At 68.9% G+C, this 12,615-nt stretch carries 16 protein-coding genes and 1 pseudogene; 7 read left to right on the top strand and 10 right to left on the bottom strand.

The window, feature by feature from the left end; translation table 11 throughout:
* Positions 1-137: 137 nt before the first annotated feature.
* On the bottom strand, positions 138-395 hold the full coding sequence (locus tag PH203_RS45535) for a helix-turn-helix domain-containing protein (protein ID WP_289928398.1): 258 nt from the start codon (positions 393-395) through the stop codon (positions 138-140).
* A 43-nt stretch (positions 396-438) separates the two neighbouring features.
* On the bottom strand, positions 439-702 hold the full coding sequence (locus tag PH203_RS45530) for a GlsB/YeaQ/YmgE family stress response membrane protein (protein ID WP_289928397.1): 264 nt from the start codon (positions 700-702) through the stop codon (positions 439-441).
* Positions 703-1,772: 1,070 nt separating this feature from the next.
* On the opposite strand from PH203_RS45530, the gene PH203_RS45525 reads away from it, so the two are divergent.
* Together PH203_RS45525 and PH203_RS45520 are read left to right on the top strand one after the other, a co-directional pair.
* Positions 1,773-2,126 carry a hypothetical protein gene (locus PH203_RS45525; RefSeq protein WP_289928396.1) on the top strand — a complete coding sequence of 118 codons (354 nt, stop codon included), beginning with the start codon at positions 1,773-1,775 and terminating at the stop codon, positions 2,124-2,126.
* Positions 2,123-4,027, top strand: coding sequence for a hypothetical protein (locus PH203_RS45520; protein WP_289928395.1), 1,905 nt, complete (start codon positions 2,123-2,125; stop codon positions 4,025-4,027). The genes PH203_RS45525 and PH203_RS45520 overlap by 4 nt, the downstream gene beginning before the upstream one ends.
* 145 nt (positions 4,028-4,172) lie before the next feature.
* Here PH203_RS45520 and PH203_RS45515 read toward each other — a convergent pair whose 3' ends face one another.
* From PH203_RS45515 to PH203_RS45500, 4 genes are all read right to left on the bottom strand, one after another.
* Positions 4,173-4,631 carry a hypothetical protein gene (locus tag PH203_RS45515; RefSeq protein WP_289928394.1) on the bottom strand — a complete coding sequence of 153 codons (459 nt, stop codon included), beginning with the start codon at positions 4,629-4,631 and terminating at the stop codon, positions 4,173-4,175.
* Between the two features lie 117 nt (positions 4,632-4,748).
* Complete coding sequence (locus PH203_RS45510) at positions 4,749-5,138, bottom strand: RidA family protein (protein ID WP_289928405.1); 390 nt, start codon at positions 5,136-5,138, stop codon at positions 4,749-4,751.
* Between the two features lie 20 nt (positions 5,139-5,158).
* Positions 5,159-5,326, bottom strand: a complete 168-nt coding sequence (locus PH203_RS45505) for a hypothetical protein (protein WP_289928393.1) — start codon at positions 5,324-5,326, stop codon at positions 5,159-5,161.
* 460 nt (positions 5,327-5,786) lie between these two features.
* Positions 5,787-6,967 (bottom strand): IS3 family transposase gene (locus tag PH203_RS45500; protein ID WP_289928392.1). Its coding sequence is split into 2 segments (ribosomal slippage): positions 5,787-6,703 and positions 6,703-6,967, totalling 1,182 coding nucleotides; the frame shifts between segments, so codons are not numbered across the junction.
* A 194-nt stretch (positions 6,968-7,161) separates the two neighbouring features.
* Here PH203_RS45500 and PH203_RS45495 point away from each other — a divergent pair.
* Positions 7,162-7,635 (top strand): DUF6058 family natural product biosynthesis protein, encoded by a 474-nt coding sequence (locus tag PH203_RS45495; protein WP_289928391.1) that lies wholly within the window; start codon positions 7,162-7,164, stop codon positions 7,633-7,635.
* Between the two features lie 509 nt (positions 7,636-8,144).
* Entirely contained in the window at positions 8,145-8,468 is a 324-nt protein-coding gene (locus PH203_RS45490; RefSeq protein ID WP_289928390.1) for a hypothetical protein, read from the top strand.
* Between the two features lie 14 nt (positions 8,469-8,482).
* Here the strand turns inward: PH203_RS45490 and PH203_RS45485 are convergent, their stop codons facing one another.
* On the bottom strand, positions 8,483-8,854 hold the full coding sequence (locus PH203_RS45485) for a pyridoxamine 5'-phosphate oxidase family protein (RefSeq protein ID WP_289928388.1): 372 nt from the start codon (positions 8,852-8,854) through the stop codon (positions 8,483-8,485).
* A 295-nt stretch (positions 8,855-9,149) separates the two neighbouring features.
* Here PH203_RS45485 and PH203_RS45480 point away from each other — a divergent pair, with 295 nt between their 5' ends.
* Together PH203_RS45480 and PH203_RS45475 are read left to right on the top strand one after the other, a co-directional pair.
* Positions 9,150-9,362, top strand: coding sequence for a hypothetical protein (locus tag PH203_RS45480; RefSeq protein ID WP_289928387.1), 213 nt, complete (start codon positions 9,150-9,152; stop codon positions 9,360-9,362).
* 282 nt (positions 9,363-9,644) lie between these two features.
* Positions 9,645-10,022, top strand: coding sequence for an STAS domain-containing protein (locus PH203_RS45475; protein ID WP_289928386.1), 378 nt, complete (start codon positions 9,645-9,647; stop codon positions 10,020-10,022).
* Positions 10,023-10,067: 45 nt separating this feature from the next.
* Here the strand turns inward: PH203_RS45475 and PH203_RS45470 are convergent, their stop codons facing one another.
* The 3 genes from PH203_RS45470 to PH203_RS45460 all read right to left on the bottom strand — a co-directional run bounded on the left by PH203_RS45470 (position 10,068) and on the right by PH203_RS45460 (position 11,679).
* The gene (locus PH203_RS45470) at positions 10,068-10,484 is read right to left on the bottom strand and encodes an STAS domain-containing protein (protein ID WP_289928385.1); all 417 of its coding nucleotides are present in this window, start codon (positions 10,482-10,484) and stop codon (positions 10,068-10,070) included.
* 124 nt (positions 10,485-10,608) lie between these two features.
* Positions 10,609-11,037: an Hsp20/alpha crystallin family protein gene (locus tag PH203_RS45465; RefSeq protein ID WP_289928383.1), complete on the bottom strand. Its 429-nt coding sequence runs from the start codon at positions 11,035-11,037 to the stop codon at positions 10,609-10,611.
* 285 nt (positions 11,038-11,322) lie between these two features.
* Entirely contained in the window at positions 11,323-11,679 is a 357-nt protein-coding gene (locus PH203_RS45460; protein ID WP_289928381.1) for a hypothetical protein, read from the bottom strand.
* A 384-nt stretch (positions 11,680-12,063) separates the two neighbouring features.
* Here PH203_RS45460 and PH203_RS45455 point away from each other — a divergent pair.
* A pseudogene (locus PH203_RS45455) lies at positions 12,064-12,480 on the top strand (phosphoribosyltransferase); the annotation flags it as partial.
* Between the last annotated feature and the right edge of the window lie 135 nt (positions 12,481-12,615).

Genomic DNA, 12,615 nt, shown 5'->3' with positions numbered 1-12,615 from the left:
CGAGGCCATCTCCTCAGGTGTCACACCATTTCCAACGACACTCACGCAGCATGAGACACGCATGCACGAGTGAAGATGACCAAGCCCTAATAGCCCCACGCAGGACCGGATCCGCGCCGAAGACCAGGGCGGATACCTCACCCAGGGAGGCCATCACTCCCTTGTCGGGGTCCTGAGCCCGCAGTTGTTCGGCGGTCCAGGACGTGCTCGTCGACCGCCGCGCGCAGCCCCTGCTTGGAGCCGAAGTGCCGGGTCACCAGCGCAGGTGAGAGCCCGGCCGCGGCGGCCACGGCCCGGGGCGAGGTCGCCTCGAAGCCGCGCTCGGCGAACAGTTCCAGCGCCGCCTGGCGCAGCCGCGCTCGTCCGGTCAGATCACTCTTCGCCACCGCCCGCATGGCCGCAGCGCATCCATGTCGCCCCGGAGCGGCCGACAGCGGATCAGCGGCGGGCCTTGACCCGGTCCAGCGCGGCCACCCCCACAGCCGCCAGTCCGATCTGGATAGCCATCTCGATCCAGTCGATGCCCCTGGTGTCGGCGACGTCGAACGCGGCTGCGATCCCCGTGCCCGCGAACGCGGCGGCGATGCCCACGAGGATCGTCCACAGCACGCCGATGCGCTGGCGCCCGGGTACGACGAGGCGGCCCAGCACCCCGATGACGATACCGATCACGATGGCGCTGATGATGCCCGAGATCTCCACGACGGCCTCCCCTTGCCGTATCCCTTTGCCTCAGGTGTGTCCAGGATAGGACGGTGCACGCGCTTCCGTCTCCCTCCGTCGGGGCGCGGGGAACTACTCCAGGCTCTCTTCGAGTTCGTCAAGGGCGCGGCGCGGCCAGGCGACACGGTCGCGCAGTCGCCGTTCGGTGTCGTCCGCCGCTCCGACCGCCACCAGGCCGGGCGTGCTGTTCTCCCGCTCGATGTGGCAGACCTCGTCGAGGGAGGTGATGTCCGATCTGGGCGGGTCATAACCGGCTCGGTCGGCTCCGCCACGGTCCAGGGGACTGCGTCACTGCCGTGCCGCTCGCCGAAGCCCCGCAGCAGCATGATATCGAGGCATTCCGCGCCGTCGAGGCGGTGGCCGACCGACGCGCTCGTACGCCAACTGCTCTCACGGCATGACCACCGGCGGACGGCGCCGAGGTACGCACCGCCTCAGCGGCGTCTGCGGCGCGGTGCCTTCAGTTCTTCGAATCGGGGTGTCCCCTTGCCGGACCCTTTGCCAGGCTCTGCGCCAGCTCCTCCCCGACTTGCCCTACTCCGGCTGTCCGGGGGGTCTCGGCGGGAAGTCATTCCCGGTCATGGCACCAGCGTGCGCCTATCTGGGCTCAGTCCGCATGGCGGACCGTCGCCCACCGGCAGGGTGCCCACGCCGAGGTGCAGGCGGGGCCAGGAAGCGATCCCGCGCAGCGGCTCCCCCCGCACTCTGTGACCGCAGCCAAGTCCGAACCCGCCCGCTGTGCACGCAAGACGTCCGGGCGAGACCGACTCCCTCAGCCGCAGCTGCCCTCGCCAGCATGATGCCGCTCGGCACCGCGTCTTCGGGAGCGTGGGCCCCAGAGGGTCCACCAGGCCAGGCGCTGTCCGCGGCTGCCTCGGCCCCACCGGTGAATTCGGCGGCTGACAAAGGCCGTTCGGCCCCTGCCGCTGTCGAGCGGCAGCTCCGATGCTGATGGACAGCCTCTGAACGCGGCACACATCGACGTACTGCGCTCATCGCGCCCGGCGGTGCAGGTCGGTCCCGGCGCAGCCCCTGGAGCTGATCGCGACATGGAACCCAACCGAGACACCGCCCTGCACCCCACAGACGCCGAGCAACGACTGATCGGCCACCTCAACAAGGGAGCAGAAGCCGATCTGGGCACGGGCCCCGCGGACAGTACGAACATGTCCCTGGGCACCGTGCGGGCAGAAGTCCTCAGGGCGCTGCTTGCCGGCGGCCGAGCGGAGTGGAAGGCCAGCCACGGTGTCTATGTCCGCGGTGCCCGCGTCGTCGGCAGGCTCGACCTGTCCGGCGTCCGGCTCGATCGCCCCATGCGCTTCTGCGGCTGTGTGTTCACCGACACCATCGTGCTGTCCACGCCCGCCTCGACCATCCGGTCGAGTTCCTCGACTGCCGGATGACCTCACTGCTCGCCGAGCGTATGGAGGCCCAGGCCGACGTCGTTCTTCGACACGTGCGCATGGACGGCGTGCTGAACCTCGGCGAGGCGGAGCTGGCACGGGACCTGCGGTGCACCGACACCGAGATCCAGCCGATCGCCGGAGTGGCGCTCGACGGCGTCGGCATGCAGGTCCGGGGCACGGTCTTCCTGGACGGGGGGTTCCGTGCTGAGGGAGAGGTCCGGTTCACATCGGCCCATGTGCACGGAAATCTCGACCTGCGCGGCGCCACGCTCCACCACCCGGAAGGGACCAGTCTTCAGGCCCGCCGCCTCCTGCTGGACGGCGATCTGCTGTGCGAAGGGGACTTCACCTCGCAGGGCGAGATCTGCGTCCAGTGGGCCCAGTTGCACACGTTGCGCGCGACCGGCGCCGCGTTCTCCAATCCCGACGGCCTGGCGCTGCGCGGCGACGCGGTGCGCTGCCGGGCGGGCCTCTACCTGGACCGGGGCTTTCGCTCCACGGGCCAGGTCCGGCTCGTCGGCGCGGAGATCGACGGCGAACTGTGCTGCACCAAGGGCGTCTTCGAGAACCCGGAGGGCCGGGCGCTCGACGCGACCCGCTTCCACGCGGACGACGCCTATCTCGACCGCGGCTTCACCGCCCACGGCGAGGTGCGCCTCGCAGGCGGCAAACTGGAGCGCCAACTGTGCTGCTCCCAGGGGGTCTTCGACAACCCCGGCGGCTACGCCCTGGACGCCGACGGGCTGATCTGCGACGGGGATGTCTTCCTCAACGACAAGTTCCACTCGACCGGCTCCGTGCGCCTGATCGGCGCCACCGTCAAACGCGAACTCAACTGCACCGGAGCGATCTTCGAGGACCGCGATGGAGGAGCCCTGAAAGCCAACGGACTGGCCGTCCACGGCAATGTGTACCTCGACCACGGATTCCGCGCGAGCGGCGAAGTCCGGCTGGTGCGCTGCGTCATCGACGGTGAACTCATGTGCAGCGGCAGCGCCTTCGACAATCCCGGTGCCCGGGCCCTGGACATCAGCAGCGGCACGATCCGCGGTGACGTCCTACTGGACCACGAGTTCCGCTCCGTGGGGCTGGTGCGCATGCGGGGCACCCAGATCAGCCGGAACCTCACCTTCGACGGCGGCCGACTGCATGGCATGTCGGATGCTCTGGACGCGTCCGGCATGCGCGTCGGCGGGCGTCTGCTCTGGCTGCCGGCAGGCAGGCCGAGCGGCGGAGTCGATCTCTCGTATGCCTGCGTCGAACGCCTCGTGGACCGGCCGGAGAGCTGGCCGAAGGAGGGCGTCCGGCTGACCGGATTCTCCTACCGCGCACTGGAGTCGGCCACGCCGGTCGACGAGCGCCTCGACTGGCTCGACCGCACCGACGAGTACTCCCCGCAGAGCTATCAGCAGCTTGCCGCCGCCTTACGTTCGTCCGGCAAGGAGATGGACGCCCGAGCGGTGGCGATCCACGCCGAGCGCGCGAAGCGGAAGCGCGGCAAGCTCTCCTGGCCGGCCCGCATCTGGAACGGGTTCCTGGAGTACTCGGTGGCCTACGGGTACAAGCTGCACCGGCCGCTCATCTGGCTGATCGTGATCGGCACGGCCAACTCCTTCATCTACAACTGGGCCGACGACAGAGGAATCATGGAACCCGTCGGCCGTGGCGAGGTGAGCGGCTCGTGCCCGGAGAACTACCCCTGCTTCAAGGCACCGGCATATGGGTTCGAGACCTTGCTCCCCGTGGTCAACCTCCGCCAGGTCGCCAACTGGCTGCCCAGGGCGGACTCGGGCTGGGGAACCACGCTCATGTTCTGGACCTGGATCTGCATCCTGATCGGCTGGGTCCTGGGCATTGCGTTCACCGCGGGCGTGGGCCGCCTGTTCACGAAGGACTGAGAATGTCCATGTCTCCCAGCCCCGTCAGGTCTCGGGCTGCTGGATGACCTGTGCAAGGTGGAGCGATTCGCTCAGCTCCTCGACCAGTCAGGGCGGACATGACGAAGAAGTTGAGGACGCCGAGAGCGCCGGAGACGGTCAGCAGTCAGGCACAGGCGGCGAGACCCCGGTCGCTCCCTCCGGCGTACCTTCCCCCCTCGTCCGGACTTCGGTGACCCGGGGCTTTCCGTCTCACTGATGTCCGGGATGGCCCACAGGTTCCCGCTGATCGATGGGTGGCTGCCGTGGCGCGGACGACGACGGCAGCCCGGGGCCGACGCGTCAAAGGGTCGTACGCCAGCAGCCGCACCTGGTGAGCGAGGGTCAGCAACGTGCCGACGGCCACCCGATCCCTCTCCGACAGCGGCGCGGGCACCATCTCCTGCGTGGGGGTCACCACGATCAGCTCCCGCACCGCCCGGCCGAACGCCACGGGCACCCCGGCGCCCGCGCACACCAGCCCCGGCGCCCTGCCGGGCGTCCGCTCCAGCTGTGCCCGCAGTTCGCCCTCCACCAGCTTCAGCGTCCTCGAAGTCAGGTCGGCATGGCCGACCGCCGTACTCATTTCTTCGTCCGCCTCCTCGCCGTACAGCGTTCTCGTCGTCCCGTCCCTCCTCGCGCTGGACGGTCCCGCCTGCTCCGCCCGTCAGCAGAACCGCTATGCCGAGCCCACGGACGGGGTTCAGGCGTGCAGGCGGGACCGCCGGGTCAGTGAAGCGAGTACGCCCGACCGGCGACAAGGGCCGAACGGCCCTGGCGCCGCGGTGTTCGGCGTACCCTCCACGGAGATCGTTGGGAGAAGGACCGCTGCGGTGTCGACGCTTTCAGCTGCACCGCGCGGCTCACGGCTGATCCGTAGGTGAGCGTGGGGGTGCCACGCCGCGGCGATGACCTCGTTTTCGACAAGCCAGTTGCTGTCCAGCGTGGAGACGACGATTGCGGTCGTCGGGACGCGTCGGTCACCGAGTGCGGCCGTGCGGGCAGCGGCCAACGCCGCTGCGTAGGCGGGGTCTCGCAGGTAGCTGGTCAGGCGCACGATGTTGTCCACGCTCATGTCGGCCGAGGCGAGGATTACGCGGATGTTCGCCCAGATCAGATCGAGTTGCTCTTCCAGGCCGGCCCCGGCTTCCTGGCCGGGTCGAGTCCCATGGTGCCGGCGACGAACAGCAGCCGTCCGGCGCCTCGGACCTCAATGGCGTGCACGTAGTCGTCAGTGGCTGTGTAGACGCCTTCAGTGAGGTTGTGGGACACGAGTTCCATCGGACGCCTCGCTCTGTGGACGAATGTCATGGCTGCGGACCGATCCTTGTCCACCCGAGGGCGCAGGGGAAGCGGATTACGAAGGACCTTACGGTTCATCAGATCGCTGCGGCCTGTTGTCCGTTGGCCAGGGCCGGACGAGACGGCAGGGGTCGGTGCCGATGATGATGCCGTTGCAGGGGAGCCCGGCCGACGCTCGCGGTGCACAGTCTCCGATCGGTGAACGTCTGGTCCGGCGTCCAGCCGTCCGGGGCTTCCGGAGGCGCCGACGATGCTGCCCATCCCGGCATGCCCAGAGTGTGGGGGTATCTCGGGCGTCCTGGTGCATTCGATGGTTCGGCGAGTGCCGAACCATCCGACCAAGGGCGTGCGGAATCTGTGCGAGAGAACCCCGCTCTCGTGACGCCGGAGGACCACTGAGGGGCCTCGCGTTTTCCGGACAGGCATCTGACTGCCTATTTCACGCGGCGATTCGCAACTTCTCGTACTCGGCGTGAACTTCGCGTGGAGGTCGGTAACCCACCGCCGAGTGAAGGCGTTTGCGATTGTACCAGAACTCGATGTAGCGAGTGATGTCTTGTCGCGCCGCCTCTCTGGTCAGGTAAGTCACCCTGGATACACGCTCATTCTTCAGGGCGCCGAAAAATGATTCGGCCATCGCATTGTCGAAACAGATTCCGGTCCGGCCGGCGGATCTTCGGAGCCCGACCCGTCCGAGTGTCTTCCCGAACTCGACTGACATGTAGTTACTTCCGCGGTCGGAATGAAATATCGCGCCCGTGGCGAGCTTCCTGTTCCGTGCCGCGTTACGTATGGCTCTGGAGATCAGAGGAGTCTGGTAATGGTCGTCCATCGCGTAACCGATCACTTCCTTCGTGCAGCAGTCGATGACCGTCGCGAGATACAGCCAGCCCTCCCCGGTCGCGATGTAAGTGATGTCGCCGACGAGCTTTTCGCCAGGCGCGTTTGCGGTGAAGTCGCGGCCCACGAGGTCTGACACCTGGGCGGCCGCCGCCCTGGTGAGGCCGAATCTCTTCGGTCGCGGCTGGCAGGGCTCAAGTTCCAGCTCGCGCATGAGACGGCGGACCAGTTCCACGCCGGCGCCGATGCCCCAGCGGTCCAGCTGGGCCTGGATACGCCGGTGCCCATAGGTGCTGTCGGACATCTCGAAGGCCTTCTTGATGAGCAGTTTCAGTTCCTCGCGCCGTTGCGCGGTCGCGGATTCCGGACGAGATCGCCAGTCGTAGTAGCCGGATTTGGAGACGCCGAGCCGGCTGCACATGAACTCGACGCTGTATGCGCACTCCGCAGTGTCGAGCCGCATCTCGTCGATGAACTCGTACTTGCTCGCTACCGGGGCTCCTTGGCGAAGTACGCTGCGGCTTTTTTCAGGAAGGTAACTTCCATCTCCAGCTCGCGGTTGCGTCGTTCGAGTTCTTTGAGGCGTGCCCGCTCGTTCACCGTCAGTTCCGTGTCGGGAGCTGGTTCCTGCTGCTTCTGATGCTTCTTCACCCAGCCGCGCAGCGTCTCCGGGTTCAGTTCGAGGTCCCGGGCAACCTCAGAGATCGTCTTGCTCGACCTCAACGCGATCTGGACGGCTTCCTCACGGAACTCCGGTGAGTACTTACTGGGTGGCGCCACTTCTCCCTCATTTCCTTCTCAGGACGACCCTATTGGGTCCCTGTCCGGAAACCTCTGGGCACCCCACCACCCCATGCCGGAGACAGACCTGAAGCAGCAGCTCGCAGGACGATTCCGCGAAGTCAACGGCGACCATCCGATGACCGATGCCGACGACGCGTACGTCAGCGCGCAGTCGTTGCCCTGGACGAACTGTGCACAAGGGCCGCGACAGCGATGCGGTCCGCCGGCTGATGCTGGGGCAGCAGCTGCCGCTTCCGGGATATCTGCGCTCCGACGGCGCTGAGATGGTTCCGGCCGACCTGTTCGCCCTCGCCGACGAAGCTGGCGGCGTGGACAGGCTCGAAGCGTGGTTCACCGCCCACTGGGCCGACCCGACCGCCGGGACGGCGGAGTGGAATGCATATCTCAGCGGGCAGTACGTATGTCTGCACTCAGTGACCCCGGCCGCCATTCAACGCCAGGATCACCTGACGACCGCGATCAGCGCCGCGGCGAACGAGCCGGATGCCGGTTCGGCGGAGTGGTTCGAGCCGCTACACGCCCTTGTCGACGAACTCGACGCGCTGGAACCGGCGTTCACCGCCTACGACCGTCTCCGGTTCGACGGGCCCACCTCCCGGGACACCTGCATCACTGCGATGCGTGCCCGCTTCCCACGCCCGTGACTTGCGCCATGGCCCATGGGCGCACACCGGCTGCGATCGTTCGCGCCACGCGGGCTTCGGGCGTTCGACGCGGTAGCCGTGCTCGAAGCGGGCTCCGACGCGGGCAAAGGCGACGCGGTGGAACACGTTCACGGCCCGCCTGCGGCGGCCACCTTGCCGGGCCGGTTCCGGACACGGCGGAGCTTCGACGGCCCGGCGATCGCCCCGGGTGGTCGGCAGGGCCTCCACGGCCTCGCGCCCTGCCGCGCTCTCGCCCCCGAGCACTTCACCAACCGCCTTGGCAAGGAACGTCGCCCGACGCCTGGTCTCCCAACTCGCGGCTCTCGGGACGGACTTCACCATCACCTCACGCAAGCCGACCACGTGAGCTGCACCGACGCACACCACCACAGGTGCTTTCAAGAGAGAGCCCCCGCACCGGGGTTACCGGCGCGGCCACGCGGAGAAGCTCGGGCAAGGAGGCAATACGCGCCTGGCTCGCTCGGGGGGCGGCAGTGGAGATCATGGTCGTGCGGACGCGTGTCCTCGCGGAGGATCCGGAGCGGGTGTGGCTGGCGGTCAGCGGAACGCTCGGCCCGACGACCGGGCCCCGCCTGCGCCAGGAGCTGCGCGCCCGCGCCGACGGGAAGCGCCGCGCGTTCTTCCTCGACCTGACAGAGCTCCGCTGTGGCGACGGACTCCAAGACGACGCCGTTCGGCAGCTGTTCACGCTCGGCCCCGAGGCGCGGTTTCATCTCATCGGCGCCGCCGACGAGATCCGCACGAGCGTCGCGAACGACCCACGTTTCACATTTCACTCCACCCTGGAGTCGGCTTGGGGCCTGTGGCGGTGACGTCCCCGACCGCTTCACCGGGGGTCGGCGGGTGGCGGCACGCGCCGTCCGGTGACGTGCTCGATGCGGATCACGATGAAGTGGCCGCGTATGGAGGGGACCCGCGACTGGGTGTCCGGCGCTGGGCCGAGGACGGCGAGCGGATCGTCGGTGAGGTGCGCGCGTCCGAGGGCCTGGACGGACCAGCCGGTGTGCCGGCGGGGGCCGATGTCGTCGGCCTCGAAGGCCACGACCGTGTCGCTGACCGCGGCCGCGAGGCCGTCTCCCGGTTCGACGCGGATGAACAGCCGGCCGTCCTGCAGGGCGAAGTTCACCGGCCGGATCGCGGGCAGCGCGCGATCGGTGTAGGCGATGCGGCCGACGCTGACCGTGGAGAGCGGAGGCACTCGCCACGCCGCAGCACCTGCGCCCTGGGGGTGTCCAGCTGCACCCCGTCGTCGAGGCCGCCGAGGTCGCCGAGGTTCATGGCATCCAGGCTGGACTGGGGTGTCCCGCAGCGGGAGGGGACACAGGGGTCCACGGCCATGGGCCCAACGTGCCCTCTTCCGGCAGCCCGCATGCGCCAGCCGGCTGGCCAGATCCCGTGGCGGTGCGTCGGAGTGCGCCCGCATTGAGCGACGGAGCCGGCGCCCCGGCACTGGGTCTGAGGGAGCGCGAGGGGCGGTCGAGGGAGGCTGGGCCATGGCGGTGCCGGACACGGGCGGACGGGACGAGGGCGCGCAGGTGCTGACGGGCTACGCCGAGGGTGAGGTGCTGGGGCAGCCGGTGTCGCTGCCGCACACCGAGGAGGACCGGGCGGCGGGGACGGTGGAGCGGGAGCTGGCCGTGGCGAGGGAGAGCGGCCGGTTCGAGGGCGAGGGGTGGCGGGTGCGCGCGGATGGCGAGCGGTTCTGACCTTCGCCGCCGTCGGCAACATCACCGGACGGGTCCTGCACCACGGCGAGACCTGCCACCTGCTCGACCGCCCGGGCACCATCGGCATTGCCAAGAAAGTACGTTGAAAACCATTCAAATGAGGGAATCGCCTCCGTAGAAATCACTTCACCGCAGCACGGGCGGCGCGCCGGGACCGTAGGCTTGTCGCCTGCCGCCACCCCAGTCCCCGGTGGCCCGCACCGTCGTCGCCGCTCCCCAGGGGGAAGCTTCAGGGAGCCCGGCTCATCAGGGGACACCGCCGTGCAGCAGGGGACCGCATGGCCCGTCGGGCACATCGAGACCCGCCAGGCTCACGCACTCACCGTGATCGAGTTCCACGGCGAAGTGGACATCGCCGCCGCCCTCCACATCCTGCCGGAACTGGACGACGCGACCGCGCCTCCCGGACAGACCGTGGTCATCGACCTCACTCCCGTGGAGTTCTTCGACTGCTCCGGGCTCAGGCTGCTGTGCCATGCCGAGCGACGGGTCACCGAGCGCGGCGGACGGCTGCGGCTGGTCTGCCCGCACCCGCTGATCCGGAGGATCCTGCGCGCGGGCGGCCTCCTCGGACGCTTCACTCCCCTCGCCACACTCGCGGACGCCCTGGCATCCGCCGAGCCGAAGACCGTCAACTGAGGCGGAGTCAAGAACTTCCCGGCGTACGGAACCGCTCCCAGCACCTCAAACCCGCCGTGTCAGTGAGGCGGGATGTGCCGCCCGCTGCACCACGCCCGTCGCCTCGCCGGCATAGTCCGGCATGGCGGTGTGCAGGGTGACGTTGCGGCCGAGACCGACGAGGTGGAGCAGGCGGCGTTGGAGAGGGTTGGTGACCACGATGGCCAGGGTGTGGCGGCAGGCGTCGAGCCGACCGGCCGTCCGCAGCAGGGCGTTCAGACCACTACCGTCGATGAACGTGACCGGGCGCAGGTCGACCACGACATCGGTCTCCGCGCCCGGACCGCCGCTGGTGTCGTCGAGGAAGTCGCTGCCGGGTGGCGCGGCGAGCACGTCGATCTCGCCGCCGAGTTCGATGAACTGCCGTCGGCCGTCCCAACGGCGGTGGATGGCGAAGGACGGGCAAGCCGTCTGCTCGGGCATCGTTCTCTCCGTTGCCTGGGGCCACTGGGGCTGTTGCCACAAGGCCATGCGAAAGCGCGGGCGCGGCCGACGCGCGGGGAGTAGGAGAAGGCCGCGCACCGGCGGTCGTTCGCACTGTTCGGGACTACTCGGCGCGGCTGACCTCGACGTGGGTGACCGGGGACTTCTCCGCGACGGTGAGGGGCACGGTGATGGTGAGGATGCCGTCCTTGTACTCGGCCTTGGCCTCGTTCTCCTTTGCGCCCTGCGGCAGACGGACGGAGCGGGCGAAAGAGCCGTAACGGAACTCACTGTGGTGCCGTTGCCTGGTCTCCTCGCTGCGCTCGGCGCGCAGGCTGAGCACACCGTGCTGGATGTCGATCTCAATGTCCTTGTCGACGTCCAGGCCGGGCAGCTCCGCGCGCAGGCAGTACGCCGCTTCGCTGAGCTGCTCCTCGACCCGGATGCCGTGCACCCCGATTCCCCGCCTGGCGGGGAATCGGGCCAGACCGGTCTCGAACCAGTCGACGAGGTCAGGGAACAACGGCGGGCGTCGTTCGAGTATGCCGGGCATGTCGACTCCCTTCCTGAACACGCCGCGTGGGTACCGCTTCGGCGCACCGGGCGGCGGGATCGCTGTGTGGACTCTGTCCTTCAAGTCCTGGCATATCGGGTACCGGGTGGCGTGCGGGAGGGGCCGATCGTCCCTGCCGCAGGACCGTCCAGGCGCTGGCGCGGATCAGCTCCGGTGCGGGTGATGGTGCGGGTGATGGTGCTGGTCCGGCGTCGTTCCGCATGCTCGCCTCCCGAAGTCACGCACTGGCAGCGGACGGATGCGGAACACCGTCCGCATCGGCGATCACAGCGGAATGTCCCGCCCCTCGGCCGACGGGCGGGAGATCGGGAGGACAGCGGCAGGGAACGGTCGGCCCTCGATGGCTTCATACGGGGCCGCTGCCGACCTCACGGTCAGCCGTCGTCCCTCGCCGGGAAGAGCCGGTGCAGGCAGAACGTCGCGTACGACGCCGAACGGCAGGCCGTGCCGGTCGGCGAGCATGCGCGCCAGGCGCAGCAAGCTGAGGCTGCCGGCGTCGAGGGCGGGGACGTGCCGCAGGTCGACCAGGACGGCCGTACCCTCCGGGCGGATTGCGGCGTGCAGCATACGGCCCAGGTGAGGTTCGGCGGCCGGGCCGATCTCCTGGCGTACCTCGATCATCAGGTACCCGGCGTAGCGGCGGACCGCAACCGGCGACGGATCCGGGCCGCGATCAGCAGCTCGGACCGCCCATGGCCGGGACAGCAGCACCTGCGGGCAGTAAGACCGCAACGCCGCCCACGGGCGAAGAGAAAAGGGAACGCTCCACGTCATGGTGCCCCCCTGAGCACGACCGGAGAAGTGAAACCGCCGTGGTGCGAACGTGAACACACAGTCTTCCCTCGTGCACGGTCGAGCGGCAGGGGCCGATGGTCCTGTCCCCAGGTTGAACACCCCTGCCGAAACTCCACACCGTGTGTTGCATTGGAGGAACAGGAGCGACTCTCTGCTGCGGTGCGGCAGGCAGGGCCACCGCACCATGGAGGTGTGTCGGGGAGGCGGCGGATGCGTTTCGACGACCGCAGGGCGGCCCGACGACGGCTGGCCTGGCGCGCGGAGTGCCTGCGCGGCCAGGACGTAGTAGTGCTGGGGCTGCCACGGGGCGCGGAGTGCCGGTGGCGTATGAAGTGGTCCAGGCGCTCAACGCACCGCTGGACGTGCTCGTGGTACGCAAGCTGGGCGTGCCCTGGCAGCCGGAGCTGGGCTTCGGTGCCATCGGCGAGGACGGGCTACGCGTCCTCAACGACGATGTGATCAAGGAAACCTCCCCTGGGCCCTGCCGAGTTGGCTGCCGTGGAGCAGCCCGAGCGGGCCGAACTCGACCGGCAAGGGGCCCGCTACCGTCAGGGGCGGGTTCGCGTCCCGGTCGCCGGGCGCACCGTGGTCGTCGTGTACGACGGACCGGCCACCGGTGCCACTGCAAGACGGGCCGGTTGGGTCCCCGCGGAAGGCCGCCCGGCCTCGGTCGTGGGGGTGGGCGGGCGGCATGCTGGAAGCAGAAGGACCAGGAGGCCGTCATGCCCGGGATCCCGCCCGATCCCGCCCTGCACGCCTGGC

This window comes from Streptomyces sp. S.PB5, assembly GCF_030403745.1.
Classification (GTDB): domain Bacteria; phylum Actinomycetota; class Actinomycetes; order Streptomycetales; family Streptomycetaceae; genus Streptomyces.
Note: the sequence above shows the minus strand (reverse complement) of the source record. Positions and strands in the feature narration are given on the sequence as shown.

What these genes read in the sequence shown, in the direction of transcription:
- PH203_RS45470 (WP_289928385.1), bottom strand. Translation starts at nt 10,484, where the DNA reads ATGCCCGAGCAGACGGCTTGCCCGTCCTTCGCCATCCACCGCCGTTGG.
- PH203_RS45505 (WP_289928393.1), bottom strand. Translation starts at nt 5,326, where the DNA reads ATGGAACTCGTGTCCCACAACCTCACTGAAGGCGTCTACACAGCCACT.
- PH203_RS45525 (WP_289928396.1), top strand. Translation starts at nt 1,773, where the DNA reads ATGGAACCCAACCGAGACACCGCCCTGCACCCCACAGACGCCGAGCAA.
- PH203_RS45535 (WP_289928398.1), bottom strand. Translation starts at nt 395, where the DNA reads ATGCGGGCGGTGGCGAAGAGTGATCTGACCGGACGAGCGCGGCTGCGC.
- PH203_RS45515 (WP_289928394.1), bottom strand. Translation starts at nt 4,631, where the DNA reads ATGAGTACGGCGGTCGGCCATGCCGACCTGACTTCGAGGACGCTGAAG.
- PH203_RS45480 (WP_289928387.1), top strand. Translation starts at nt 9,150, where the DNA reads ATGGCGGTGCCGGACACGGGCGGACGGGACGAGGGCGCGCAGGTGCTG.
- PH203_RS45465 (WP_289928383.1), bottom strand. Translation starts at nt 11,037, where the DNA reads ATGCCCGGCATACTCGAACGACGCCCGCCGTTGTTCCCTGACCTCGTC.
- PH203_RS45460 (WP_289928381.1), bottom strand. Translation starts at nt 11,679, where the DNA reads ATGATCGAGGTACGCCAGGAGATCGGCCCGGCCGCCGAACCTCACCTG.
- PH203_RS45520 (WP_289928395.1), top strand. Translation starts at nt 2,123, where the DNA reads ATGACCTCACTGCTCGCCGAGCGTATGGAGGCCCAGGCCGACGTCGTT.